The sequence below is a fragment of the Streptococcus sp. Marseille-Q3604 genome (genome assembly GCF_916619785.1).
Lineage (GTDB): Bacteria > Bacillota > Bacilli > Lactobacillales > Streptococcaceae > Streptococcus.
Genome location: NZ_CAKAKM010000001.1, coordinates 311,591 through 337,449, shown reverse-complemented (window position 1 = coordinate 337,449; position 25,859 = coordinate 311,591). Strand labels below are relative to the sequence as shown.

At 39.4% G+C, this 25,859-nt stretch carries 18 protein-coding genes; 6 read left to right on the top strand and 12 right to left on the bottom strand.

Annotated features, from left to right (window positions below; all coding sequences use genetic code 11):
- Positions 1-44 precede the first annotated feature (44 nt).
- Together xerS and LG375_RS01460 are read right to left on the bottom strand one after the other, a co-directional pair.
- Complete coding sequence (xerS, locus tag LG375_RS01465; protein ID WP_225745132.1) at positions 45-1,115, bottom strand: tyrosine recombinase XerS; 1,071 nt, start codon at positions 1,113-1,115, stop codon at positions 45-47.
- A gap of 284 nt (positions 1,116-1,399) precedes the next feature.
- Positions 1,400-2,389 (bottom strand): lipoate--protein ligase, encoded by a 990-nt coding sequence (locus LG375_RS01460; RefSeq protein ID WP_014634486.1) that lies wholly within the window; start codon positions 2,387-2,389, stop codon positions 1,400-1,402.
- 123 nt (positions 2,390-2,512) lie between these two features.
- Here LG375_RS01460 and LG375_RS01455 point away from each other — a divergent pair, with 123 nt between their 5' ends.
- The gene (locus LG375_RS01455; RefSeq protein WP_225745131.1) at positions 2,513-3,640 is read left to right on the top strand and encodes a hypothetical protein; all 1,128 of its coding nucleotides are present in this window, start codon (positions 2,513-2,515) and stop codon (positions 3,638-3,640) included.
- Between the two features lie 111 nt (positions 3,641-3,751).
- On the opposite strand, the gene glgP is transcribed toward LG375_RS01455, so the two are convergent.
- The 3 genes from glgP to LG375_RS01440 all read right to left on the bottom strand — a co-directional run bounded on the left by glgP (position 3,752) and on the right by LG375_RS01440 (position 8,770).
- Entirely contained in the window at positions 3,752-6,013 is a 2,262-nt protein-coding gene (gene glgP, locus LG375_RS01450; protein ID WP_225745130.1) for a glycogen/starch/alpha-glucan family phosphorylase, read from the bottom strand.
- A gap of 1 nt (position 6,014) precedes the next feature.
- Positions 6,015-7,514, bottom strand: coding sequence for a 4-alpha-glucanotransferase (gene malQ / locus LG375_RS01445; protein WP_002890948.1), 1,500 nt, complete (start codon positions 7,512-7,514; stop codon positions 6,015-6,017).
- Positions 7,515-7,777: 263 nt separating this feature from the next.
- Positions 7,778-8,770: a LacI family DNA-binding transcriptional regulator gene (locus LG375_RS01440; protein ID WP_155197847.1), complete on the bottom strand. Its 993-nt coding sequence runs from the start codon at positions 8,768-8,770 to the stop codon at positions 7,778-7,780.
- Positions 8,771-8,952: 182 nt separating this feature from the next.
- On the opposite strand from LG375_RS01440, the gene LG375_RS01435 reads away from it, so the two are divergent.
- From LG375_RS01435 to LG375_RS01415, 5 genes are all read left to right on the top strand, one after another.
- A complete protein-coding gene (locus LG375_RS01435; protein ID WP_038676010.1) occupies positions 8,953-10,200 on the top strand; it encodes an extracellular solute-binding protein in 1,248 nt (415 codons plus the stop codon).
- 114 nt (positions 10,201-10,314) lie between these two features.
- Entirely contained in the window at positions 10,315-11,673 is a 1,359-nt protein-coding gene (locus LG375_RS01430; protein ID WP_225745129.1) for a carbohydrate ABC transporter permease, read from the top strand.
- Positions 11,673-12,509 (top strand): sugar ABC transporter permease, encoded by an 837-nt coding sequence (locus LG375_RS01425; protein WP_021144180.1) that lies wholly within the window; start codon positions 11,673-11,675, stop codon positions 12,507-12,509. The genes LG375_RS01430 and LG375_RS01425 overlap by 1 nt, the downstream gene beginning before the upstream one ends.
- A gap of 15 nt (positions 12,510-12,524) precedes the next feature.
- Positions 12,525-13,661 carry an ABC transporter ATP-binding protein gene (locus LG375_RS01420; RefSeq protein WP_002890942.1) on the top strand — a complete coding sequence of 379 codons (1,137 nt, stop codon included), beginning with the start codon at positions 12,525-12,527 and terminating at the stop codon, positions 13,659-13,661.
- Positions 13,662-13,820: 159 nt separating this feature from the next.
- The gene (locus LG375_RS01415) at positions 13,821-13,913 is read left to right on the top strand and encodes a type I toxin-antitoxin system Fst family toxin (RefSeq protein WP_004182539.1); all 93 of its coding nucleotides are present in this window, start codon (positions 13,821-13,823) and stop codon (positions 13,911-13,913) included.
- Between the two features lie 135 nt (positions 13,914-14,048).
- Here the strand turns inward: LG375_RS01415 and LG375_RS01410 are convergent, their stop codons facing one another.
- From LG375_RS01410 to LG375_RS01380, 7 genes are all read right to left on the bottom strand, one after another.
- Complete coding sequence (locus LG375_RS01410) at positions 14,049-14,237, bottom strand: twin-arginine translocase TatA/TatE family subunit (RefSeq protein WP_002890941.1); 189 nt, start codon at positions 14,235-14,237, stop codon at positions 14,049-14,051.
- Positions 14,238-14,249: 12 nt separating this feature from the next.
- The gene (gene tatC, locus LG375_RS01405) at positions 14,250-14,978 is read right to left on the bottom strand and encodes a twin-arginine translocase subunit TatC (RefSeq protein ID WP_060973271.1); all 729 of its coding nucleotides are present in this window, start codon (positions 14,976-14,978) and stop codon (positions 14,250-14,252) included.
- Complete coding sequence (locus tag LG375_RS01400) at positions 14,965-16,650, bottom strand: FTR1 family iron permease (RefSeq protein ID WP_070475939.1); 1,686 nt, start codon at positions 16,648-16,650, stop codon at positions 14,965-14,967. Before LG375_RS01400 ends, tatC begins: the two co-directional genes overlap by 14 nt.
- Entirely contained in the window at positions 16,628-17,833 is a 1,206-nt protein-coding gene (gene efeB, locus LG375_RS01395; RefSeq protein WP_070438526.1) for an iron uptake transporter deferrochelatase/peroxidase subunit, read from the bottom strand. Before efeB ends, LG375_RS01400 begins: the two co-directional genes overlap by 23 nt.
- A 5-nt stretch (positions 17,834-17,838) precedes the next feature.
- Complete coding sequence (efeO, locus tag LG375_RS01390) at positions 17,839-18,711, bottom strand: iron uptake system protein EfeO (protein ID WP_002890936.1); 873 nt, start codon at positions 18,709-18,711, stop codon at positions 17,839-17,841.
- Positions 18,712-18,960: 249 nt separating this feature from the next.
- Positions 18,961-22,674 carry a pullulanase gene (locus LG375_RS01385; RefSeq protein ID WP_225745128.1) on the bottom strand — a complete coding sequence of 1,238 codons (3,714 nt, stop codon included), beginning with the start codon at positions 22,672-22,674 and terminating at the stop codon, positions 18,961-18,963.
- Positions 22,675-22,790: 116 nt separating this feature from the next.
- On the bottom strand, positions 22,791-25,733 hold the full coding sequence (locus tag LG375_RS01380; protein ID WP_225745127.1) for a GBS Bsp-like repeat-containing protein: 2,943 nt from the start codon (positions 25,731-25,733) through the stop codon (positions 22,791-22,793).
- Positions 25,734-25,859 lie beyond the last annotated feature (126 nt).

Genomic DNA, 25,859 nt, shown 5'->3' with positions numbered 1-25,859 from the left:
CTAAAAAATAACCACTCCAAATAGGAATGGTTAGACTAGGGTAATTATAAATTATCTAGAGCATTTTTTTGCTCATCATTGACGATATGAGTATAAAGATCAGTGACCTGAGTGGAAGCATGGCCAAGTTGGTGGCTAACTAAAACTTGAGACTTGGTAGCATCATAAAGACGTGTTGCCAGAGTATGTCGTAGTTTATGGGGAGTCACACGTATCTTGAAATCCTGAGAATATTTGGCAACCATTTTTTCGATACTTGAAGCATCAATACGGTTTGGAACACCTCGATATTCCGTTAAAAATAGGGCAAGGTCATGCTTTTCGGCCTTATAGCGTTTATTACGTATAGTAAGATAATTTTCAAGATAAGGTTTTGCAAAACTTGCTACATTAACTGAGTCTCGTTTGCCACCTTTTCGAGTAACATCAATGACCATCATTTTCAGATTGATATCTTTAAGGTCTAGATTAACAGCTTCAGAGAGTCGAACCCCTGAAGCCAGTAGCAAGGCTATTATCGCTAAATCACGTTCTTTATTCTTATAAAACGAAGATTTTGCGCGATTTGAGAGCTTAACTTCGTATTCATTTTCGACATAATCAAGAAATTCCATGGTTTCATCGCCTAGAAAGAGTTTCTGCTTGATATTCTCAGCACGTGCAGCTAGAGTTTCTTTCTTTTTCTTAGTAGAAACTTTTTTCATGACGTTACGATAGAAATATGGCTCACCGTCAGGACCCTCGACCTCCTCAGTTAAATACTTATAGAGACTAGATAGAGCTGAAAGCGTACGGTTAATGGTTGTTTGAGAAACCCCCTGTTTCTTGGAATAGGTATTTAAGGACGGACGTTCACGTAGATAGAGCACAAATGACTCCATGTCTTTTTTAGTTAGATTTTCCAAGGTTTTGATGTCAATTGAGGCAATATCATCAGCATCTGAAATACCTGAGTCAATCAACCAATCAAAAAAGCGTTTATATTCCTTAAGGTATTCGTATAAAGTTGTAAAAGAATACGGTACCGATAGTTTAGATTGATAATACTCCAGAACAAACCAGGGCATTAGAGATTTGTATTCCTCAATTTTTTCGAGTAAGAGTTCACGTTTCATTTGTTTTTTCTCCAAAGTTACTTAATAGAAGTATATCATACCCTTATCTTTCTTTCAAGAAAATTACAGTTTTTCGGAAAGATGCTATAAGATGTTTTTCACTTAAAGACTTTATAGGTTTAATGTCCAAATATATAAATACCACACTAAATCAATCCTAAACCAACTTTTGAAAAAATCTTTATGGTTCTTTGACTTTTAAAAATCTTTATAACGTATTATTTACTTTTAGAATTTTCCCAAGAAAAAACAACCTGGAGTTTTCCAGATTGTTCAAATAATGATTAAGCTACGATAGCTTTTGCAACGTCCTCGGTTGTCATACGTGAGAAATAATGTGTTGTGTCAATGGTTTTAAGTTTAGCCAAGACATCTTCGTACTCGTAAGGTACACCGACCAGCAAGTTTTCAATATCAGATACATCTCCAATACCAAAGAAATCTCCGTAAATCTTAACAGATTTAATGATAGAATTTTCAACATTGGCATAGGTTGAGATCTTACCAGCTGGGTAACGAACATTACGTTCTACTGTGTATTCTGGTGATTGACCGTATGTCCAGTCCCAGGTATTGAATTGTTTCTCATAAGACTCTTGGATTTTAGCTAATTCATCCTCAGAAAGGACGTATTCAGTCATGTCAGGGTAAAATTCCTTCATTTTTTCCAAGATTTTATCTGAGAATTCATTTACTGTAATCTTTTCTGGCAATTCGTCTACGATGTTTGTCACACGAGCTCGTACAGATTTAACACCTTTTGATTCAATTTTGTCTTTGCTGACTTTGAGGGCTTGGCCAAGAACGGACATATCAACGTCAAAGAGCAAGCAACCATGGTGCATCATACGACCTTTATAGTAAGCTTGAGCATTTCCACAGAACTTTTTACCGTCGATTTCAAGGTCATTTCGGCCAGTAAATTCAGCTTTAACTCCCAAATCAGCAAGTGTCGCGATTACAGGTTGAGAGAAAGTCTTAAAGTCAAAAGCACCTTCATCTGCCTTATTAGAGATAATAGTATAGTTGAGGTTATTCAAATCGTGATAAACAGCGCCACCACCAGACAAACGACGAACAACCTTGATACCATGAGCATCTGTATATTCTTTGTTAATCTCTTGAATGGTATTTTGGTGTTTACCGACAATGATAGCTGGACGGTTAATCCAAAGAATGAACAATTCATCTTCATTCACCAATTCACGAAAGGCATAGGCTTCCAAGGCAATATTATAGGCAGGATCATTTGATGTGTTTACGATATATTTCATGAGGTCTCCTCTTGTAATGTGATACTTATATTATAAAGGAAAACGGTGACAAAGTACACGAAGACGCCTTAGCTATAAGGATTTTCATGATATAATAGTATAAAATATGTGGGGAGTTTTGACATGATACAAAATCCTAGTAAATTGAGTCTCTTTTTCTCAAGGCTAACTAATAAAATAAATAAAAAGTTCAAAATAGCCTTAGCTCTGCTTCTTTTTGTAACCCTTGGAATTTTTCTCTATAATGCCTACCAAAGAGCTTATAAGCCTTACCTCTATGATAAGGAGAATTACTATTACAAGGCTTATCATTACAGTGTCAAGAAGATAATACCTCAAAGAAAAGTTGTCAAAGATATTGAGATTGAGGTTCTACACTTCGGAAAAGACGATTTTCCAAATGATTTGTCTGCCTATAAGGTCGGCCATTATATTGATAAAGGAATTGATCCCCGAAGACTTTTCTTACATATTACTTTTACAGATAATACCAATATGACTTTACCATTTGGACAAGTGACCTCTACTGAAAACCATTATGAAGAATATCAAAACTATTTCGATCATAAAGTATTTGAAGTCGGTCCAGGCTTTGATAAAGAATGGTTTTCTAATGCTGAGAACTACAGACAAATAATTCAGCGTTTCCCTGGATTACATGATAAAACAATAGATTCCGACTTCGAATTATATCTAAGAGATTTTCTTTTTTTGATAGTCCCTGGGGATACCCTATATCAAACTGGAGCTGTCAAAGAAGGCGTCAGTAAATACCACTTTCAGTTGAAAAATCCTAAATCAGGAAAAATGCAAAGTTATTTTATCTATGGAAATGAAGGCAAAATTCCATTATGGGATTGGCAAACTCCCTTTGTTACTTTTGATAAAGATTTTGCTAACAAAGAAAGAATCCAGGAATTTTTCGATGACTACGAAATTAGAGAGTATGGGAATTACTGGGATGGAATGTACAATATAACGTTTCCTCACTTAAATAGCTTTAGGGGTGACAGGTACAACTTTTATAAAATGGCTTTTTACTCAGATGAATTTACAAATTTTCCACTAAGCCTTGATTTAACAGGTAAGAGCGAGAACTTTAAAATTACCATAACAGATTCATACCTACAAGAAGAATCCAGAACTGCAAAAGATCAAATCCATTATCTAAAATACTCAACATCTAAAACTTATGATGCATCAAATAAAGAAGCATATATTAATGATATATTGAATCATTATCATAACTGACAGAATTAAATTTATGTAAACACAGCTAACTATCTAAATTAGCTGTGTTTTTTTCATGCAAAAAAAAACAAGACCATTTCTGATCTTGTTTCCTTCTATGCAACTAGATTTTTATTTTGTGTGCCAGATGTCTTTGTCATACTGTTCGATTGTACGGTCAGATGAGAAGAATCCTGCTTCAGCGATGTTGTAAACAACTTTTTTGTTCCATGCATCTTGATCTTCGTAAGCTGCGTATACTTCTTCTTTCTTGTCGATGTATTCAGCCAAGTCAATCAATGTCATGAACCAGTCTTTAGAGATAAGTTCTTTGTGGAGACGTTCCAAGCGTTCTTTATCACCAAGTTTAACAAGATCTTCGCTTACGATAAAGTCAACAGCTGCTTTGATGTTAGCATCTTTTTTGTAGTAATCACGTGATACATAACCTTCTTTTTCGTAAAGGTCGATGATTGTATCAGAGTCTTTACCGAACGTGAAGATGTTTTCTGGTCCTACCAATTCAGCAATCTCAACGTTGGCACCGTCCATTGTACCAAGTGTAAGGGCACCGTTAAGCATGAATTTCATGTTACCTGTACCTGAAGCTTCTTTAGAAGCCAATGAGATTTGTTCTGAGATATCTGTTGCTGGGATAAGGTGTTCAGCAACTGTTACGTTGTAGTTTTCAACCAAGTGAACGTTGAGGTATTTGCTTACTTCTGGATCATTGTTGATGAGTTCAGAAAGTGACAAGATCAAGTGGATGATGTCTTGTGCAATAACGTAGGCAGGAGCTGCTTTACCACCAAAGATGATAGTGATTTTACGTTTTGGAAGGTTTCCTTTTTTGATTTCCAAGTATTTGTGGATGACATACAAAGCGTTCATTTGTTGACGTTTGTATTCGTGGAAACGTTTGATTTGAGTATCAATAATTGAGTTTTCATCAAGATCGATACCTTTGTTGGCTTTAAGATAACGTTTAAGAGACAATTTGTTATCATATTTGATTTCGGCCAAACGTTTGTGAACTGCTGGATCATCTGCAAAGGCAGCCAATTTTTCCAATTGTGTTGCGTCAGTAAGGTAACCATCACCAATCAATTCTTTGATGTAATCAGCAAGTTCTTGGTTTGAGAATTCCAACCAACGACGGAATGTAATACCGTTTGTTTTGTTGTTGAAGCGTTCTGGGTAAAGGTCGTAGAATGGTTTCAACTCAGAAGATTTAAGGATTTCTGTGTGAAGTGCTGCTACACCGTTAACGCTTGTAGAGAAGTGGATATCCATGTGTGCCATGTGAACACGGTTGTCTTTGTCAATGATTTGAACACGTGGATCTTCGAATTTTTCACGAATGATAGCATCCAATTTCTTGATGATAACAACAAGGTGCGGAACAACTTCTTCAAGGTAGTCAAGAGGCCATTTTTCAAGGGCTTCAGCCAAGATAGTATGGTTTGTGTAACCAACCATTTTGCTTACGATTGCTACTGCTTCATCAAATTCAAATCCATGTTTTTCTGTCAAAAGACGAATCAATTCTGGAATTACCATTGATGGGTGAGTATCGTTGATTTGTACGTAAGCGTAATCTGGAAGGTCGTGAAGATTAGATCCACGTTCGATAGCTTCGTCGATCAAAAGTTGAGCAGCGTTTGATACCATGAAGTATTGTTGGTAGATACGCAAGAGCTCACCTTTACGAGTTGAGTCATCTGGGTAAAGGAAAAGTGTCAAGTTCTTTTGGATTTCGTCTTGATCAAAAGTGATTCCTTTATCAATCAAACCGTAGTCCACACCATTGATATCAAAGAGGTTAAGGTAGTTCTTAGTTTCTTTCTTATAACCCAAGATATCCAAACGGTCCAAACGAGATTTCAAAGTAAAGTTTTTGAATGGAACATCGTAAGAGATATCAGTTGGTACCAACCATGATTGATCTTCAATCCAGTAGTTAGGTTCTGCATCTTGTTTGTTGTCTTTGAAGACTTGTTTGAAAAGACCACAGTGGTAGTTAAGACCAACACCTTCACCGTTGATACCAAGTGTTGACATAGAATCGATGAAACATGAAGCCAAACGTCCCAAACCACCGTTACCAAGAGATGGTTCTGGTTCAACGTCTTCAATTTCGCTGATTGATTTACCAGCAGCATCCAATTCAGCTTTAACATCTTTGTAGATGCCCAAGTTGATCAAGTTGTTAGACAAAAGTTTACCAATCAAGAACTCAGCTGAGATGTAGTAAACTTTACGTTTGCTATCGTTTTTAGGTTTTGGAGCAGCTGCTTCTTTTACGAATTCCAACAAAAGATAGTAGATTTCTTCGTTTGAAAGGTCCTTAAGATTTTTGTTTTTTGCTTCAACATATTGTGTAAATGTAGCCATTTTAGTTATTACCTCGATTATATCTTTCTGTAATGTCTGTCAAAAATTCTTTCTTGTCGACAGTGATTTCACCTGGGAGCATACGCCATTTCCAGTTTTGACCAACTGTGTTAGGGAAGTTTGTACGGCTATTTTCAGGTTTATCAAGGATATCCTGCATAGTCGCAATAGCTGTGTTGCTTACAGTAGCAAAGAGGGTGCGAAGAAGAGCACGTGTAATTGGTTCACCTTGACGACGGTTGATGTATGCATCAGTATAATCACGTTGCTCTTGCGTCAAGTTGTCGTACCAACCGTTGATTACTTCGTTATCATGTGTACCTGTGTAGGCAACTGAATGTTGTGTGTATACGTGTGGAATGTCAATGCTGTTTCCAGTAGTATCGTAGAATCCAAATTGAACAATCTTCATTCCAGGGTAACCACAGTCTGCAAGAAGTTTACGTGTCTTATCATCAATGTTACCAAGGTCTTCGGCAATGATTTTAAGATCACCCAATTCTTCTTTAACCACTTTGAAAAGGTCATAACCAGGTCCAGGAACCCATTCACCATTTTCAGCAGTTTCATCACCTCCAGGAATTTCCCAGAAGTCAGAGAACCCTTTGAAGTGGTCAATACGCAAGTAATCATAAAGTTTAAATGATTCTTGAATACGGAATACCCACCAAGCATAATTTTCTGCTTTGTGTTTATCCCAAGCATAGATTGGGTTACCCCAAAGTTGACCAGTTGCTGAGAAGTTATCTGGTGGAACTCCTGCAATGTAACGCGGTTTACATTCAGCGTCTAGTTTGAAGAGATGCGGTTGAGTCCAAACTTCAACACTATCAGCTGAAATGTAGATTGGCATGTCACCGATGATTTGAATACCATTTTTGTTAGCATAAGCTTTTAGTTCTGCCCATTGGCTAAAGAAGAGGTATTGTACCACTTGGTGATATGTGATAACATCAGCAAGTTCTTTGCGAAGTTTCTCAAGAGTTGCTTCATCGCGTTTAACTGCTTTTTTATCATCCCAATCTTGAAGTGCTTTGTTATCGAAGTGTTCTTTGATAGCCATGAAATCAGCATAATCTGCTAACCAGTTAGCATTTTTAGTTTTAAAAGCTTCGAATCTTTTAGTTTCTTTCTTATCTGCTAAAATTGCTTTAACTGCTTTTTCAAGAATTGGACGACGTGCTTCGTAAACTTTAGCATAGTCAATAAACTCAGGATCTGACCCAAAGTCAGCGTCTTTAACATCAGCTTTAGTTAAAAATTTGTCACGAATTAGGAAATCCAAATCGATAAAGTGTGTATTTCCTGCTACCGCTGAGAATGATTGGTAAGGTGAATCCCCATAACTTGTTGTAGTAAGTGGCAAAATCTGCCAGTAAGTTTGTTTTGTTTCTTTTAAGAAATCAACAAAGTCATAGGCTGCTTGACCGAAAGATCCGATCCCGTAGTCACCTGGAAGTGATGTGATGTGCATCAAAACACCGCTTGCTCGTTTGTTCATAACGTTTACCTCAAATTATTTTTTACACTTATTATTATAATGCAAACGTTTGCATTAGTCAAGATTTTTTAACAAAAAAATAAAAAAATTTATAGCTCTTTAAAATAAAATTCGTAAAACAAGCGCTTACATTACGGGAGTATTTTCTTAAATCCTTATTTCTATTGAATTCGAAAAAATAGGTTTCTTTTTTAAACGAAAAAAGTAGCCGGCTGTTTTTCTAACCAACTACTTGGATGCTCCTTAACCTATTAGGGATAAGTTCAGACGCTTTCTCTTTCTATAAGTTTAAATGGAATAATGACTTTTTGCGACTTAATCTTAGTCGCTTTAAGAATCCCAAGAAGGTTTTGAACACTTTCTTTAGCTAGTTCCTGAATATTAATGTCAAATGTGGTCAAGAAAGGATGCATGATTTCAGCAAAAGTCGAATTATTGAAAGAAATAATAGCATACTCTTCAGGAACTCTAAATCCTTGGTTGTTTAACCATTGAATGAGACGAAGGGCAATAAGGTCATCCTTAACAATCAAAGCTGTCGGAGAAAATCTTTCCAATTCCTTTTTAAAAGTCTCGATTGTTCGAGCTGAAAATACAAGTTCAGGTAAGACATCCAAATTTAGATTGTCTGCCGCTTCCTGATACCCTTGATAACGTTCCTGTCCTACTTGCCCAAATAAATCGTCTGTGACAAAACCAATCTTTCGGTGACCTTTTGCCTGTAAGTAGTTCACAGCTTCATGACCTAATTCCTTATTATCATTATCAATATAGGTTACTTTATTTTCATTATCCACTGCTGCTCCAACCACTACAAAGGGTACTTTTTGTTTTAATAAGTAATCTTTAACCGGATCTTTCTTTTCTGAATAGAGAATTATAAAGCCATCTGCCCGTTTTTGGCGATGCATGAGCTCAACTTGCTTGACTAATTCCTCTAGAGTAGCACCCGTAGCAATACTAACGACCTGAGAATGACAACTAGCCTCTTCATTGATTGCTGTTAAAATCTCCATATAGAAGGGCTGGCTGATATTTTCACGGTCTGTTAAGGGAGGAAGAACAACACCTAAACTATGAGTTAAGCCTGTTGCCAACATTTGTGCTGCTGAGTTTGGTACATAACCTAATTCTTCCATAGCTGCTCTTACTTTAATTTTTGTTTCTTCTGAAATAGCCGAGTTATCCTTTAATGTCCTACTTACCGTTGATGGGCTGACTCCAGCCTTCTTAGCAACATCTTTAATTGTAGCCATTATGTACCTCTCATTCTCATAAAATTTTCTTTATAGTCGTAAAATATAAGAACAATTATAAACTAGATAGGTGTTTTATGCAATCGTTTGCAAAAAAATAATTTTTTTTACAAAATACTTGACAGATTGTGGAAACGGTTGCATAATGGTTATCGTAAACTAAATTTCTGGAGGAAATAGAAATGAAAAAATGGCAAAAGGTATTACTTGGTAGTGCTGGATTACTTGTGGCTGGATCGCTCTTGGTAGCTTGTGGGTCAAACTCAAGCAAGAGCTCAAGTTCAGATAGCAAGACTTTGAAACTTTGGGTACCAACTGGCGCTAAGAAATCTTACTCAGATACAGTAGCACAGTTTGAAAAGAAATCTGGTTACAAAGTTGATATGGTTGAAATGGAAGATCCAAATGCTCAAGAAAACTTGACTAAGGATGCTTCTACTGCTGCAGATGTCTTCTCACTTCCACATGACCAACTCGGTAAATTGGTAGACGCTGGAGCTATCCAAGAAATCCCTGAGCAATACTCAAAAGAAATTGCTGATCAAGATACTGATCAAGCTACTGTAGGTGCTCAATACAAAGGTAAAACTTACGCCTTCCCATACGGTATCGAAACACAAGTTACATACTACAATAAATCTAAACTTAACGAAGAAGATGTTAAATCATATGAAACAATCACTTCTAAAGCTAAATTTGGTAGCAACTTGAAAGAAGTTAATGCTTATGTAACTGGTCCTCTCTTCCTTTCAGTTGGTGACACACTCTTTGGCCCTAACGGTGAAGATGTTAAAGGGACTAACTGGGGCAATGAAGCTGGTGTGAACGTTCTTAAATTCATCGCAGCTCAAAAAGACAACAAAGGATTTGTTAATGTTGATTCAGCTAACATGATGGCTAAATTCGAAGATGGTTCTGTTGATGCTTTCCAATCAGGACCATGGGACTACGCTGCAGCTGCTAAAGCTGTCGGTAAAGACAATCTTGGTATTGCTGTTTACCCAACAGTTAATATCGGTGGTCAAGACGTTCAACAAAAAGCCTTCATGGGTGTAAAACTTTACGCAGTTAACCAAACACCATCTAAAGGTAACGCTGAACGTATTGCTGCTTCTTACCAATTGGCACAAGCTTTGACAAGCAAAGACAGTCAAAATAACCAATTCACTAATGAAGACCGTCACATCATCCCAGCCAACAAAGAAGTTCAAGCTTCTGAAGCTGTTCAAAAGGATGCACTTGCACAAGCTGTAATTACTATGGGTTCATCTGAGCAGTACACAACTGTTATGCCTAAACTTAGTCAAATGTCAGTCTTCTGGACTGAAAGTGCTGCTCTTATGAGTGACGCTTATAACGGTAAAATCAAGGAAGACCAATTCCTTACTAAATTACAACAATTTGATAAAGATTTGGCAGCGGCTAAATAAGAATCCTAACAATGACAAGGTAAAGAGGTGGGTCAAGTTCCTATCCTCTTTATCTTTTATTTGTAGACAAAATAGAAACCATCACTAATCACACATTTATCTGAGGAGATATCTATGTCACAAACAATCTACGACACAACTCCTATGCGCCAAGTCTTCAAAGAAGGTACATGGGATGTCAAATTATCCTTTCTGGTAATGGGATTAGCAAACTTGGTTAACAAACAGTTTACCAAGGGATTGCTTTTCCTCCTTTCTGAGATTGCCTTCTTAGTAGCATTCGTTATCCAAATTGTCCCAGCTCTTCAAGGAATGATTACTTTGGGAACTCAAGAACAAGGTGAGGCCGTTAAAGAAGTTAATGGCGTTAAACTTACAGTTCAGGTTGCTGGAGATAATTCAATGCTTATGTTGATTTTTGGACTTGCGTCATTAATCTTCTGTGCAGTCTTCGCTTATATTTACTGGTGTAACCTTAAAAGCGCTCGTCATCTCATGGCTCTCAAACAGTCTGGACGTAAAGTTCCTAACTTTATCGAAGACTTCAAGACCTTGGCTGATGGCCGTTTCCACATGGGTCTTATGACTGTCCCACTGATTGGAGTTTTGCTCTTCACAATCTTGCCTTTGATCTACATGATCTGTTTGGCCTTTACTAACTTTGACCACAATCACCCAGCACCTAAATCACTCTTTGACTGGGTTGGTTTCTCAAGTTTTGGTGAAGTCTTACAAGGTCGTATGGCTGGTACTTTCTTCCCACTTTTGACATGGACCTTGATTTGGGCCGTTGCTGCAACAGCAACTACTTTCTTCTTCGGTATTGTCCTTGCTCTACTGCTTAACACTAAGGGCCTTAAATTCAAAAAAGTATGGCGTACACTCTTTGTTATCACTATCGCCGTTCCTCAGTTTGTATCACTTCTTTTGATGCGTAACTTCCTTAATGACCATGGGCCTTTGAATGGTTTGCTTCAAACCTTGCATCTCACTAATGGACCTATTCCGTTCTTGACTGATCCTCTCTGGGCGAAGTTCTCTATTATCTTTGTTAATATGTGGATTGGTATTCCATTCACAATGTTGGTCGCAACTGGTATCATCATGAACTTGCCAACTGAGCAGATTGAAGCAGCTGAAATTGATGGAGCAAGCAAGTTCCAAATCTTCAAGAGCATCACTTTCCCACAAATTCTCTTGATTATGGCGCCATCATTGATTCAACAATTCATCGGTAATATCAATAACTTCAACGTTATCTACTTCCTTACTGGTGGTGGACCTAAAAATTCTGAATACTATCAAGCGGGTTCAACTGACCTCTTGGTAACTTGGCTCTACAAACTGACTGTTAGCGCTAAAGACTATAACTTGGCATCTGTTATCGGTATCTTGATTTTCGCCATCTCTGCAACATTCAGTCTCTTGGCCTACACAAGATCATCTTCATTCAAGGAAGGGGCTGCTAAATAATGAAACGTAAGAAAAATCTTTACCTAACTGGTACTTATATTCTATTGACAGTTCTAGCTGTTATCTGGTTGATTCCTATTATCTGGATCTTCCTTACAAGTTTCCGTGGTGAAGGAGCCAATGCGGTGCCTTACTTCTTCCCTAAGACTTACACATTTAATAACTACATCAAACTATTTACCAGCGATGCTTATCCATTTGGAAAATGGTTCATCAATACCTTCATCGTTGCCACATGTACATGTATCCTCTCAACTTTGATTACCGTTGGGATGGCCTACTCACTTAGCCGTATTAAATTCAAACACAGAAATGGCTTCTTGAAATTGGCACTTGTACTTAACATGTTCCCTGGTTTCATGTCTATGATTGCGGTCTACTATATTTTGAAGGCCCTTAATTTGACACAAACCTTGACATCTTTGGTTTTGGTTTATTCTGCTGGGGCAGCACTTGGTTTCTACATTGCGAAAGGTTTCTTTGATACCATTCCCTACTCATTGGATGAATCAGCAATGATTGATGGGGCAACTCGTCTTCAAATCTTTACCAAGATTACCTTGCCACTTTCTAAACCAATCATCGTCTACACTGCCCTCATGGCCTTCATGGGACCTTGGGTAGACTTCATCTTTGCATCTGTTATCCTTGGTGACGTTAAAGATAAATATACCGTTGCCCTTGGACTCTACCAAATGCTTAACCAAGACGCTATCAATGAATGGTTCCTTCCATTTACCTCAGGTGCTATTATCATCGCCATCCCAATCACCCTTCTCTTTATCTTCATGCAGAAATACTATGTTGAAGGTGTAACCGGCGGATCAGTTAAATAATAAAGGATAAATGATATGACAACTCTTAAACTGGATAAAATTTACAAAAAATACCCAAATGCAACTCACTACTCTGTTGAAGATTTCAGTATCGACATCAAAGACAAGGAATTCATCGTTTTCGTAGGTCCTTCAGGATGTGGTAAATCAACAACTCTCCGTATGGTTGCTGGTCTTGAAGAAATCACTGAAGGTAAACTCTATATTGATGGTGAAGTGGTTAATGACAAATCACCAAAAGACCGTGACATTGCCATGGTATTCCAAAACTACGCACTTTACCCACACATGACTGTCTATGAAAATATGGCCTTTGGTCTTAAACTTCGTAAATATAAAAAAGACGATATCGACAAACGTGTGCGTGAAGCTGCTGCTAGCCTTGGGTTGACTGAGTTCTTAGATCGTAAGCCGGCAGATCTTTCTGGTGGTCAACGTCAGCGTGTAGCTATGGGACGTGCCATCGTTCGTGATGCTAAAGTCTTCCTCATGGATGAACCTCTCTCAAACTTGGATGCTAAACTTCGTGTCACTATGCGTGCTGAAATTGCTAAAATTACTCGTAATATTGGCGCAACAACTATCTATGTTACTCACGACCAAACAGAAGCCATGACTCTTGCTGACCGTATCGTTATCATGAGTTCTACTAAAAACCCTGATGGTTCTGGTACTATCGGTCGTATCGAACAAATTGGTACACCTCAGGAACTTTACAATGAACCAGCCAACAAATTTGTTGCTGGATTTATCGGAAGTCCTGCTATGAACTTCTTCAATGTTAAGGTTGATGGCAACCGTATCACTAACTCTGAAGGCTTGGATATTGCAATTTCTGAAGGTCAAGCTAAAATCTTGAAAGAAACAGGTTATCAAGGCAAAGAAGTTATCTTTGGTATCCGTCCTGAAGATGTTTCAAGCCGTCCAATCGTTCAAGAAGTCTATCCAGATGCCAATGTAGATGCTGAAGTCGTCGTTTCAGAGCTCCTTGGTGCAGAAACAATGCTTTACCTAAAACTTGGAGAAACTGAATTTGCTGCCCGTGTTGATGCGCGTGACTTCCACAATCCAGGTGAAAAAGTAAATCTTACTTTCAGTGTTGCAAAAGGTCATTTCTTCGACGCTGAGACAGAAAAACGTATCAGTTTGTAAAATAAAAAAATCAGCTCAAGAAGGCTGATTTTTTTGTATGGCATGATCAAACTACCTTTTAACTTTTACTTCCTGACACTCACTAAACAACTCTCTCAATCTATGATATAATATCCCTTGGCACCTCGACACCGCCTACGAAGGGAGGTGAGTTTGCCTATGATGGATTTACTATTCAAAACTATCATCGGACCTATTGTGGTCGGTGTTATCCTTCGTCTGATCGACAAGTGGTTAAACAAGGATAGATAGTGCTAAAAAAGACCCCGAGCTTATGTGGAAGTTAGCTTGGGGTCTTTTCTTGCCTATGATATAGACTTACTATTCAATACAAGTGTATTATGTCACAAAAGCTTAGAATTGTCAAGAAAATAGAGTATCTAGAAACTAGTCTTTCTTCCCAGTCTCTTGATCCTTTTTATCTTCATCAGTCTTATTTACAGCTGCTTTAAATTCGGCTAGCATTTTACCGATGGATTGCCCGAGTTCTGGCAAGCGTTTAGGACCAAATATGAGGAGGGCTCCTAGAACAATAATGATAAGTCCTGGGGCTCCGATATCACGTAGAATTCCCATGAGATTTCCTTTCTATTTATCTTTATATTTTCTTTGTTTACGTTTATAAATGAGCTTACTTAGAGTTACGCTAACTTCATAAAGCAAGATTAAGGGTGCCGTCATGGCCAGGTCACTGATAAAGTCAGCTGGTGTTAGAATGACCGCCAAAACCAAGAGAATAAAGTAAGCATAGCGTCTATAGTGTGTCAGAAAAACTGGTGTTATTATGCCGATAGATGTCAAAAAACTCACAACTACGGGAAGTTCAAAGAGAACAGCCAAAGGCACTGTCGTATGCAGTAAAAAACTAAGGTAGTTCTGTGCTGTAATTTGTGTATCAAAGAGCCCTTCGCCTAGTTTTAAAAGCACTTCTAAGATAGCTGGACTCACAAAATAATAACCAAAAGCCAAGCCCAATACAAAACAGACAAAAGTTGCTGGGATATAAGCAAAGATAGCACGCGCTTCATTGTCCCTTAAACCTGGTTTCACAAACTGCCAAATCTGGTAAGTGGTAAAAGGCAGCGTCACCGTAAAAGCCATAAGACTTGCTAGGTTAATGTAAATCCAAAGAATATCGTTAGGCCCTAGAACTAATAAAGGCTTGTCAAATCCTCTGGTTAGATAAGCATAGAGTTGCCCAGCAAACAACAGAGTAATACAAAAAACTAGGAAAAAGCATAACACTACTGCAATGAAACGTCTCCGAAATTCCACCAGATGCTCAACAATAGTCATCTCATCTTTATTTCTTGCCATGCTGTTTCACCGTCACAAAGGCAATAATAGCAATAAAGATAAGTTGTGGAATCAAGACTTCCCAGCTTGGATAGATACCAGCCCAATCAATGGTTGGGAAACCACTAATCAAATGATTAGACATCATATTAGTTAACTGAAGGGCATGAAGACTGACACCGAGCATCTTGAAGGCCAAGGCATAAATCAACCAAGTCAAAATAAAGAAAATGCGGTGCGGTTTAATATAGTGACTCGCTTTAGTCATAGCCACAGCAATGATAACAAGAACTGCAATGGCTGAAGCAATACCAATCAAGAAATTAGCTGTCGTGATACGTGGGACAATACCGACATAGAAAAGAATAGTCTCGGCACCTTCACGGAAGACAGCCAAGAAACTGAGTGCAAACATGGACACAAAGCTTCCAGTAGCCGTCACCGTCTTCATCTGGCGATCCATAAAGTCATTCCACTGTTTGACTGAAGACTTGCTATGGAGCCAAATTCCAATCAGAATCATCATCGCAACTGCAAAGATACCAACGCCACCTTCAATAATTTCACGGTTAGCCCCCGAGGTCACAGCTGGAAAGACAACTTGTAAGATAACAGCTATAACTGCGCTAGCAAGAACACCAGCAATGGCTCCGCCATAAACCCATTTGAGTCCCTTACGCATCTTGGCTGCCTTAAGAGTTGTCACAAGTGCCATAACAATGAGGAGGGCTTCAACCCCTTCACGTAAGAGAATCAACATGGCATCAAAGGCATTATAAGAAGCACTTGTATCAATAGCAGATAAGTCTGTGATCAAGGCTTGCAGTTTGTCCTGATAAGCTTTTTCTTTTCCCTTAACCATGATAACAGGTGTTTCACTTTCCACACGCGTATAAAGGCTTGGATTAGTTGTGCTTACATCGCCTTCAATGGTTGGCCAGATAGTGATGAACTTCTTCATAGTTGCCGCAGCCGTTTTTTCATCACCTGCTTGGAATTGACCTAGAGCCTTTTCCAAGAGCTTAATACCATCTTTTAGGGTTAAACTTGAGCTTGTGCTATCAAGAGGGACACCCTTGATAAAGTCATCAATCCCACTCTTGAGATCATCATAAGATGACTGGATGCTGGTGAAATCAGTAGGCTCCGTCTCAATGCTACTTCGCAAAAGTGAAATGGCCGTCTCAATCTTGCCGTAGTAGGCAGTACTGTGGTCACGGACAACAGCTTCATTTCTCGTCCAAGCATTATTTAATTCACTGTAAGTTTTGCGTGTTGCAGCCAGGTCTTTGGCCGTAATGGCATCCTGTAAGTTTTTGAAATAAGGCTCTAGGCGTGTTTCAAGTTTTTCCTTTTCGGCATCTAAATCAACAGGATTTTGCTCTTTCTCAAATTTAAGAAGGGCTGACGAAATAGAGGTTAGGTCCTCTTCTGTCACGTCACCCTTAATATCAAGAGCCTTGCTAACTTTTTTACCCCCCTTGGAATCGTGATTTTCTTTTGTTTCGAAATCAGTCTTAATCTCAGCAACCAATTCCTTAGCTTTAGCTTGATCTTTATTTTGAACAGCTGTTGTCGCATCTGTAATTTTGATATAGAGGTCACTGTATGATTCAGCAGCTACTGGATAGGTCCAGAATAAGGCTAAAAGCCCAAGTAAAACGATGAGTTTATTCAAAGAGTGCTTGACCAAGGTAGCCTCCTTTCTCCACCCCAGCAAAGCAAGCAAAGAGCCCGCTTCCGATATGGGTGATGTACTCGTTCATCTTGTCTACAGCACCAAGATTGGTCTGAATTTTAACAAAACGGTCTGGATCCTTCTGGTAGGCAATGAAAATCAAACCTGAATCAAACTGGCCAGTTCTCTCATCAATGCCATCTGAATAAGAATATGAACGACGTAAGATAGGAAGGTCTACTTCTTTTGCCAAACGCACATGCGAATCGACTGGTAATTTTGACAAATCTACTTCGTCAAACTCATCTTTCTTACCAAAGGGAGCGCCTGATTCCTTGTAACGACCAAAGGTGTTTTCCTGCTCCTGCAAGTTGGTACGATCCCAAGTCTCCAAATGCATCTGTACCAGACGAAGAGCCATATAAGAACCACCCTTCATCCAATCTTGACTATCAGTCCAGACAACCTTGTCGAATTCCTTTTCTGTCGTAACATTGGCAGTACCGTCCTTGAAACCAAAAAGATTTCGAGGCGTTTCCTTGCGGTCTCCGATAGCTGCAAACCCTGATTTGCTCCACTTCATGGTGATTTTATTACGACCTTTACGAATCAGATTGCGGATAGCGTGGAAAGCTACTTGTTCATCGTCCGCACAGGCTTGAATCACGATATCCCCGCCCGTATACTTGTCCTGCAACTGCTCCTTTGGAAATGGAGGCAAATCACGGAAGAGCTTAGGACGTTTGGATTCTAAACCAAGTTTTTTAAGAAAATCAGCCGAAACTCCAAAAGTCAAACTCAGGCGATAGGGATTGAGTCCCACCGTTTCGCCTGTATCCGTAGGAGGCAAGAGGGCATTAGAACCGTCTTTTTTGACTAACTCTCCTTCAACCAATTTACTACTATAATCGGTCCAGTCTTTAAAAAGCTGGATGACTTCTTTTTTATCGGTTGTATGAAGATCTAGCACCACCAAGTAGCAAGCCTTCTGCATAGGAGTCGTAATCCCAGCCTGGTGCTTGCCAAAGAAGCTAATATCTTCATCACCATCATAAGCCTTTTTACTTGAACTATCCTGATTAGCGAAAAAAGCAGATGCACCAGAAAGACCAAGCGCAAGCCCAGCCCCTCCAATACCTGCTTTTTTAAGAAATTCACGACGGTCCATTTTTTGATCTAAAAATTTTTCGTCAGTCATTTTTCTTATTTCCCATCTAGGATAACACCCATTTGTGATAATGGTTCACCAAGTTTAGTTACAGCTTCGGCCAATTCCTTAGTATCTGCCTCACTCAAATCTGTATAAGACTTATAGTTTTTCTCATCAGTCATGTGTTTGTCCAAAAGACCATTCACATTCTTGAATTCAGTTTCCAGAGTCTTCACAAGTTTAGCATCTTTCTTTTGGATCAACGGCTTGAAAAGTTCAAAGATTTTTTCTGCCCCTTCAATATTGGCACGGAAGTCGTAAAGATCAGTATGTGAGAAGACCTCTTCTTCACCTGTAATCTTTTGAGTTGCTACTTCGTTCAGAAGGTCAACAGCACCTGTCAACATGATATCTGGAGTAACTTTAACAGTTGCAATTTTAGCTTTGAGTTCCTTAATATCGTTAACCAATTGATCTACATAGGCATCTGTACCCTCTGTCGTGTTGTCTTGCCACATGATACGTTCGATACGGTGGAACCCTGACCAACCGTCTTCTGATTTATTTTCGTCCATGTAATCAACCAAACGGTAGTCGATTTTCACGTCAGACTCACCAAAGCTTTCTGCAATCGGCTCTGAACGCTCGTAAGCCATACGAATCAATGGGTATTGTTTCTTAGCTTCTTCAAGATTTCCTGACTTGAGGGTTTCACTGAATCCTTCAGTATCTTTCAAAAGCTGATCAATTTCGCCTTCTACGAAAGTCTTATAATCACTTGTCGCCTGCTTCAATTGCTTTTGCTCACTGGCTGTGAGTTTTGAGCTCGTTGAGCTTGAATTACTTGAATTACCAGATTTGGCACAAGCCGTCAATAAAAGTCCTGATGCCAAAAGAACAACACCAAGTTTGCTAAGTTTTTTCATGAATGTCTCCTATTTTCAAGATAGTGTTCGACATTTGTCGTTATATATGTGAATCGTCGTTTTATCATTAATAAAGAACGAACGATGATAAGTCAATAATGATCTCTCGTATGTAAGAGAACATATCTAAACTAACAGAAGAAACCAGCACTGTCAACGGTTTTAGGCTATTTAAGAACTATTCTAAAGAGCAGATAAGAATGATTCTAAATAAAAGAAAACAACAGGAAATAACCTGTTGTCACTTATTTATTTCATCCGTCGTTTTCTAAGGAATCCTAGGCTAAGGATGCTTAGAAGACCTGCTAAAAAGAGTCCACGATTTGTCTTTTCACCAGTGGATGGCAGTTGTTTATCAGTCTGACGACTAGCTTCAGTCTTAGCCTGACCATTGTCACGATTAACAAGTTCAGCATCTCCGACAAGGTCCTCTTTACCTGAAGCCTTGACATTTGCTTTAGTTGCTTCAGTATCTTTACCACCAAATGACCCGGTCTTTTCAGAAGGCTGATCTACTGCCTCAGTTGGCGTCTGAGCATTAGTCAAACGAATAATAGTCGCTGTTAGTGGGTCCAAGGTCAAGATGTGATTGTTGATTGTCACACCTGATAACTCACTAATTCCAGATAAATTGACTTGACTGCCATCTGCCAAAACCATATAAGATAGGCCATTTGTAATCTTGCTCAAATCAAACTGACGAGCCTTGCTATCAGCATTGACATAGACAAGGTAACGATCTCCATTCGAAGCAACAGTTTGGTATCCCAATACCAAATCTTCTTGAGCGACATTGTCCTGACCAAGAACTGTCAATAGCGTTAGACGTGCATCTACATCTGCTTTTGATTTGAAATTGAAGGCATCTGTCGACTTACGTAAGGCGATCAAACCTTTGGTAAAGGCGCGAGTTTTCGTATTTTCTGGGAATGCCTGACTATCAGTTGCTTTAGTCCAATCAAAATGATTGACGGCATCACTAGAATCATAAGAATCATGGATAAAGTAAGGATAGTCAAATGGATTGCCCTTTTCATCCACTAAGAGATGTGACTTATTCGGCACCTTGTCCTCAGACACAGGATAACGGTAGGCAGGATCACGGAACTGTTTGGTGCGGCCGTATTCCTGACCAGAGTGAATAAATGGTGTTCCCTGAGCAGTCAATACCATGAGGTTTCCTAGACGCAAGCGACGATGAATTTCAGCATTATTCTCAGGCTTGCTTGGATCCTTCTTGATTGATTGGGCAATAATATCAAAAAGGGTCAAATTATCGTGAGCAGCAATATATTGAATCACATCACCTGGAGAATCAGCTTCGAAGTTAGTTGGTTGTGCCTTGATATTGTCAAAGACCTTATTAATATCACGTTTGCCACCTGTGATAAAGGCAGGTGTCCCCTCGTTTGGATAACCTGATTTGAGGGTGTTTCGAATATCGTCTGAAAATACAGCTACGGTATCTGTGTCTTTCATCCAAGACTGATCGGCAGGCTGAACAGGGCTATTTTCATCGCCAGTATAAGTCACCCAGCCCTCACCAAGCATAATGAGGTTTGGATTAAGGGCACGTGCAGCATGATAAGCTTGCTCGATACTTTCAGCATCATGGTCACCCATCATATCAAAACGGAAACCATCCACCTTGTATTCCTTAGTAAGATAAGCAATCGAATCAACCAAGACACGACGACTCATATAGTGAGTCGTGCCTAGACGCCCCCCTCCAAAACTCGAACGAGGAGTGCCATCAGCATCCATAAAGTGATAATAATTTGGCTCAAGGTCTTCAAAAATAGCTGTCTTAGCTGTATGATTATAGACCACATCCAAGATAACGCCCATACCGTGGGCATGAATAGCAGCAACTAAATTCTTGAATTCTTCGATACGTTTAGCTGGTTCATTTGGGTTTTCAGAATACATACCCGTCAAAGAGAAATAGTTTTGTGGATCATAGCCCCAGTTGTAGTTACTATCACTTGATGCATAGGCATCCAAACGCTTCCCATTTTGCATTTCATTAACAAAATAGTAGCTTAATACTGGTAAAAGCTGAATATGGGTAACACCGAGATCCTTAAGATAATCCAAACGCTCAGCAAAGGCTGCGAAAGTCCCAAACTGATGTTTCAATTCAGTTGAGATAGCCTTATCAGAGGTGAAATCTCGGACATGAGCCTCATAAATGATGGCATCTTCTCGAGATTTAAAGTTTGGAATCTTAGCGTAGTCAAGATCTTTTGGTCCATAATTAGCAGGATCTACAAAGGCAGCCTTGGCAATCTTGTGTTCAGGTCCCTTGCTGGCATCGTCACTATTCCAAGCAGCCAAAGACTTAGCATAAGGATCCAAAACGATTACAGACTGATCACCACGTTTAATGCGGTACTGATAGAAATAACCTGTTAAGTTTTCCAAACCAAGATCAGTCGCAAGCAAGTCAGCTTGCCAAGTCCCTCGAGGTCCTTTGCTTAGGGCATGTTCAGCAAGAACCATGTCTTGATTATTCTTATCATAGACAATGATATCTACTTGATCTGCACTTGGTGACCAAAGTGTCACATGTGCCTTAGTACCATTCTCTTGAAGACGGGCACCCAATTCACCATCGTAACTGTAGAGCGCATCCTTCAATTGCCAACTCTCAGACGTTTTAAAACTATCATTGCCCAAAGTGACCTTGTAAGGCAGATTTTCCGCAGCAAAATCACCTGTTAATGTAGCTTTTTTGCGTTTAGCATCCAAGTCAAGCTGTTTAAGAGTTGCACTGTTACCATCCTTGTCTGTCACCTTTAGGTCTTTGAGAATGTCCTCAGATGAAACATCTTCTAAATTGGTGAAGCTAAGTTCGATTTGGCTTGGACTAAGCTGCTGAGCTCCAGTCAAACGTACATCCTTAACAAAATAAGGGTTGGTGTAGACTGTCGTATCAGTATCTCGTACGAAAAGCTGACGAGTTTTTTTCAAGTCACTAAATTTATAATCATTTGGTTGAATTTTCACATCATCTCCTGTTTTGCTCTCATCTAAGAGTAAAAATCCGATAGATTTAGCAACCTCTGTTAGCGGAATGTCTAAATAGGCACCATACTTACCATTTGGTTGGAAATTGACACCATCAGGCCAATTACTTGGGGCATCCTTTACATCTCCCCAATACCATACAGACTTATTACTATAGTCGCCATCCGTACGGAAATAATTGATACGAACGTGGTCTTGAGGGATGGGCTGATAGCTGTAAACTTGAAAATCCTTGTCAATCCAGGCCTCATTCATTTGAGGACTTAGAATTTCAACAGTTTTATCTCCTGAAAGGTTCGTTCCAGCAGCATTATTAATAAGGAAGCTAAGTTTTTTAGGTGTTGAAGACAGCTTCACATCCAGGTAAACACCATAATCATCCTGTTTCGCTTCTGCAAATGAGGTTGCTCCTGTTGGCCAAGCACCTTTCTGAGATGATGGCGTCTCCACATCGTCCCAAGTCCAAAGCCCAAGTGATGCCTTATCCTGACTTGGCAACTCTTGGAAATGCAAGCGAATAGACCCGTCAGCAATAGGTTCCTCAGATGCATTCGTAAGAGGTTGACTATTGTTAGTACTTACAGTTTTTGGCGTGTTTTCGCTAGTTTCAGTTAGCTTGGTAGTCTCAGTAGGACTAGTATTTTCTGCTGGAAGAGAAACTGGCTCATTTTCCTTGGACACTGTGCCATTCTCAGCTGTTAGAGGAGCTGTTGGCGTTTCAGTTACTAGACCACTGGTGGTAAGACTAGAATCAGCTGATTCAACCTGTGTACTTGAGGCAGGTGTTGACACTACTTCTTCTGCCTTGACTCCATGAGTAGCAGCAAAGCTCAAAAAAACAGCTCCAATGGTTACAGAAGCCAACCCTAACTTGTACTTGCGAAGACTATAACGAAGGACTTTTTCGTCATTAGTTTGAGTATTCCTTTTCATACTAACTCCTTTTGGTTAACGTTTTCATGTTTTTTAATATACCATTTAGATTAGATTTATGCAAGCGTTTTCGCTCTTTGAAAATAAAAAGAGAACCATTAGATTCTCTCAATTTCTTAATTATAAACAGAATAATAACGCTTAATTCCTGCTACAATCGCATTGGCCAAAGTTTCTTGGTAAGCAGACGTCGTTAAGCGAGCTGCTTCTTGAGGATTTGACAAGAAACCTAGTTCTAGAAGGACTGCCGGCGCTGTTGTTTCTCGCAAGACCGCAAAGGTGCGACGCTTAACGCCCTGATTCTGAGCTCCAGTTGCGTTAATAAGGCTAGACTGAATAGCATTTGCCAAGGTATCGCTCATACTCAAACGAGTCGGATTAGCATGGTAGGTCGCATTAATGCGTGATGGGTATTCTGCATAAGGTTGGTAATAATAAGTTTCGATTCCCTGTGATGCTGAACTTCCTGAAGCATTGATGTGGATACTTACGAAGATATCTGATTCAGAGGCAATAGCTGCACGAGAGCGATCCGTCAAATCAACATAGGTATCGCTGGTACGTGTGGTCACAACTTGATAACCTTCTGATTCTAGTTTAGCTTTCACACGGCTTTGGATGGCCAAAGTCAAGCTCTTTTCAGAAATACCAAAGTACGAAGCTCCTGGATCATAGCCACCATGGCCAGCATCTAGATAGACAACCTTATTTAAAACATCGTAGTTTCCTCTTGATGCCGAACCGATTTTCTTAGGGGCTACCACATCAGCTGAAGTTGCCCCAAAACCAATATTCTTACCTGAAGAATCAACAATATAGCCATGAACGATGTATTTACCTGAATTCCACTTGTGCTGACTAGCTGAAATAGTCACCTTGTAGGAACCATCCTCCTGCTTTGTGGCATTATGCCAAACAAGATCATCCTGACCATTTTGCTCAGACCAAACAGGTATTACCACACCTGAAATACCGCTTGGATTCGTCAGATTGGTGATAAGAACATCAAAAGTTCCACGATTTTTATCATTATTGGTAATAGTCAATGTTCCTTGAGTTTTAGTGATATCAAGTGTCACTTGTTTGCCACCTAGGCCAATGAATTTACCATCATTGTCAACCAAATAGACATGTGAATTATAAAGACCACTATCTCCCTTATGATTGCTTGAACGAACGGTTACCTTATAGTCTCCATTTGCTTGCTTAGCTGCCTTGTACCAGATGATATCATCTTGACCGTTCTTTTCTGACCAGGTTGGAACCAAGACTTCTTTGAAGCCACGCGGCGCAACCAAATTTGAAATGACAAAATCATAGCTACCCGTAGCATTGTTGAGACCAGTGATAGCAAGGTCGGCTTTAGGTTCTGACAAAGTAACTTTTGTTTGTGTTCCTCCCACACCGATTTGTGAGCCATCGTTTTGGATATAGTAAAGATAAACATTATAAAGACCAGTTACGTTTTTGTGGTTGGCAACTTGGACAGTAGCCTTGTAATTGCCATCTGTTTGACGTGTGGCTTCATACCAACGAATATCATCTTGACCATCAGTCTCAGACCATATAGGTACCTGAACCGTACGCACACCTTTCGGGCTATAGACATCGCTGATGACCACATCAAAAGTTCCAGCACCATTGTTATTTAAGATAGAAATACTACCACTTGGCTTAGTTTCATTGACCTCAACCACAGTCTCAGTCAAATACTGGCGGTTACCAGTATTATCTATGAGATAAGCATCCGCTCTGTATTTTCCAGTTGAATGTTTGTGGTCTAAAGCCTTAATCGTCACACGGTAGCTGCCATCTGCTTGCTTACTTGCCTTATGCCAAACCAAATCGTCCTGTCCATTAACAAGACTCCATGACGGTACCAAGATTTCTTTAAGACCATTAGGTGCAACTATATTGCGAACCACCGCGTCAAAAGTTCCTGTCGTAGCATTGTTATTTTCAATCGTTAGGCTGGCACTTGGACGCGATTGGCTAACTTCCACCACTTTTTCAGTCAAGTAAAAACGCTTGTTAAAATTATCTACAATATAAGCATCGGCACGGTATTTACCGGTTGAATTTTTGTGGTCACTTGCCTTAATGGTAGCACGGTAAGAACCATCCGCTTGTTTCGTAGCCTTATGCCAAATCAAATCATCTTGACCACCAACTAGACTCCATGACGGTACTAAGATTTCTTTCACACCTGTAGGAGCTATGATGTTTTTCACCACAGCATCAAAAGTGCCTGTAGCTGCATTATTATTTTCAATAGTTAGGGTTGCGCTTGGACGAGAGTAAGTTACAGAGACTACTTTCTCAGAAATATAATGTCTCTTATTTGTTCGGTCAACAACATAGGCATCTGCACGGTAATTGCCGGCTTCCCCCTTATGATCAACCGCCTTAATCGTTACACGATAAGAGCCGTCCATTTGCTTAGCTGCCTTATGCCAAATCAAGTCATCTTGACCATTAGCTAGACTCCAAGATGGGATAAGAACCTCTTTAACACCCAATGGTGCAACAATATCTCGAACCACTGCATCAAAGGTACCAGTTACCTTGTTGTGGTTCTCAATTGAGAAGCTAGCCTTCGGTTTTAAAACATCAGTATCATTAGATGAACCTGAAGCATGAGTCAATTTAGCAGGTCCAGCTACAACCTCGCTTGAAACCTCAGAAGAAGTCGATACCCTAGCATTTTCAGAACTCTCTACCGTGTTCGGCTGAACTACAGATTCAGATGCAACTCCTCTTGATTCAGATGCTACAACCGTTGTTGAGCTCGCTTGACTGACTTGTGGAGCACTTGAGTTTGTTACTTCACTTGTGGCTGTAGATGTTTCCGCAACAGTTAAACTTGGTCTTGCTGCTGGTGACTCTTGCGCAAGAACTGCTCCATCACCAAAAATATCTGCTGCAGTCGCAGGTTGATATTGGTTCCCTTCAGTAACTGTAGGCATTTGAGTGGCTACCTCATCCGCACTGGCTACCTGAGTGGTCACCGCCATGAGGACAGCTGCACTAGCATAGTAGATAAAATCTTTTGTTCGCATTTAACTTTCCTTTGACACTTTTTAATACGTCACCCATTTTACCATAGAAAATATCTTACGAATAGAGCAAAAGTGATAATTCTCTAAAAAAACTACAAAAATGATAAAATTTTAAGTAATTTCTAT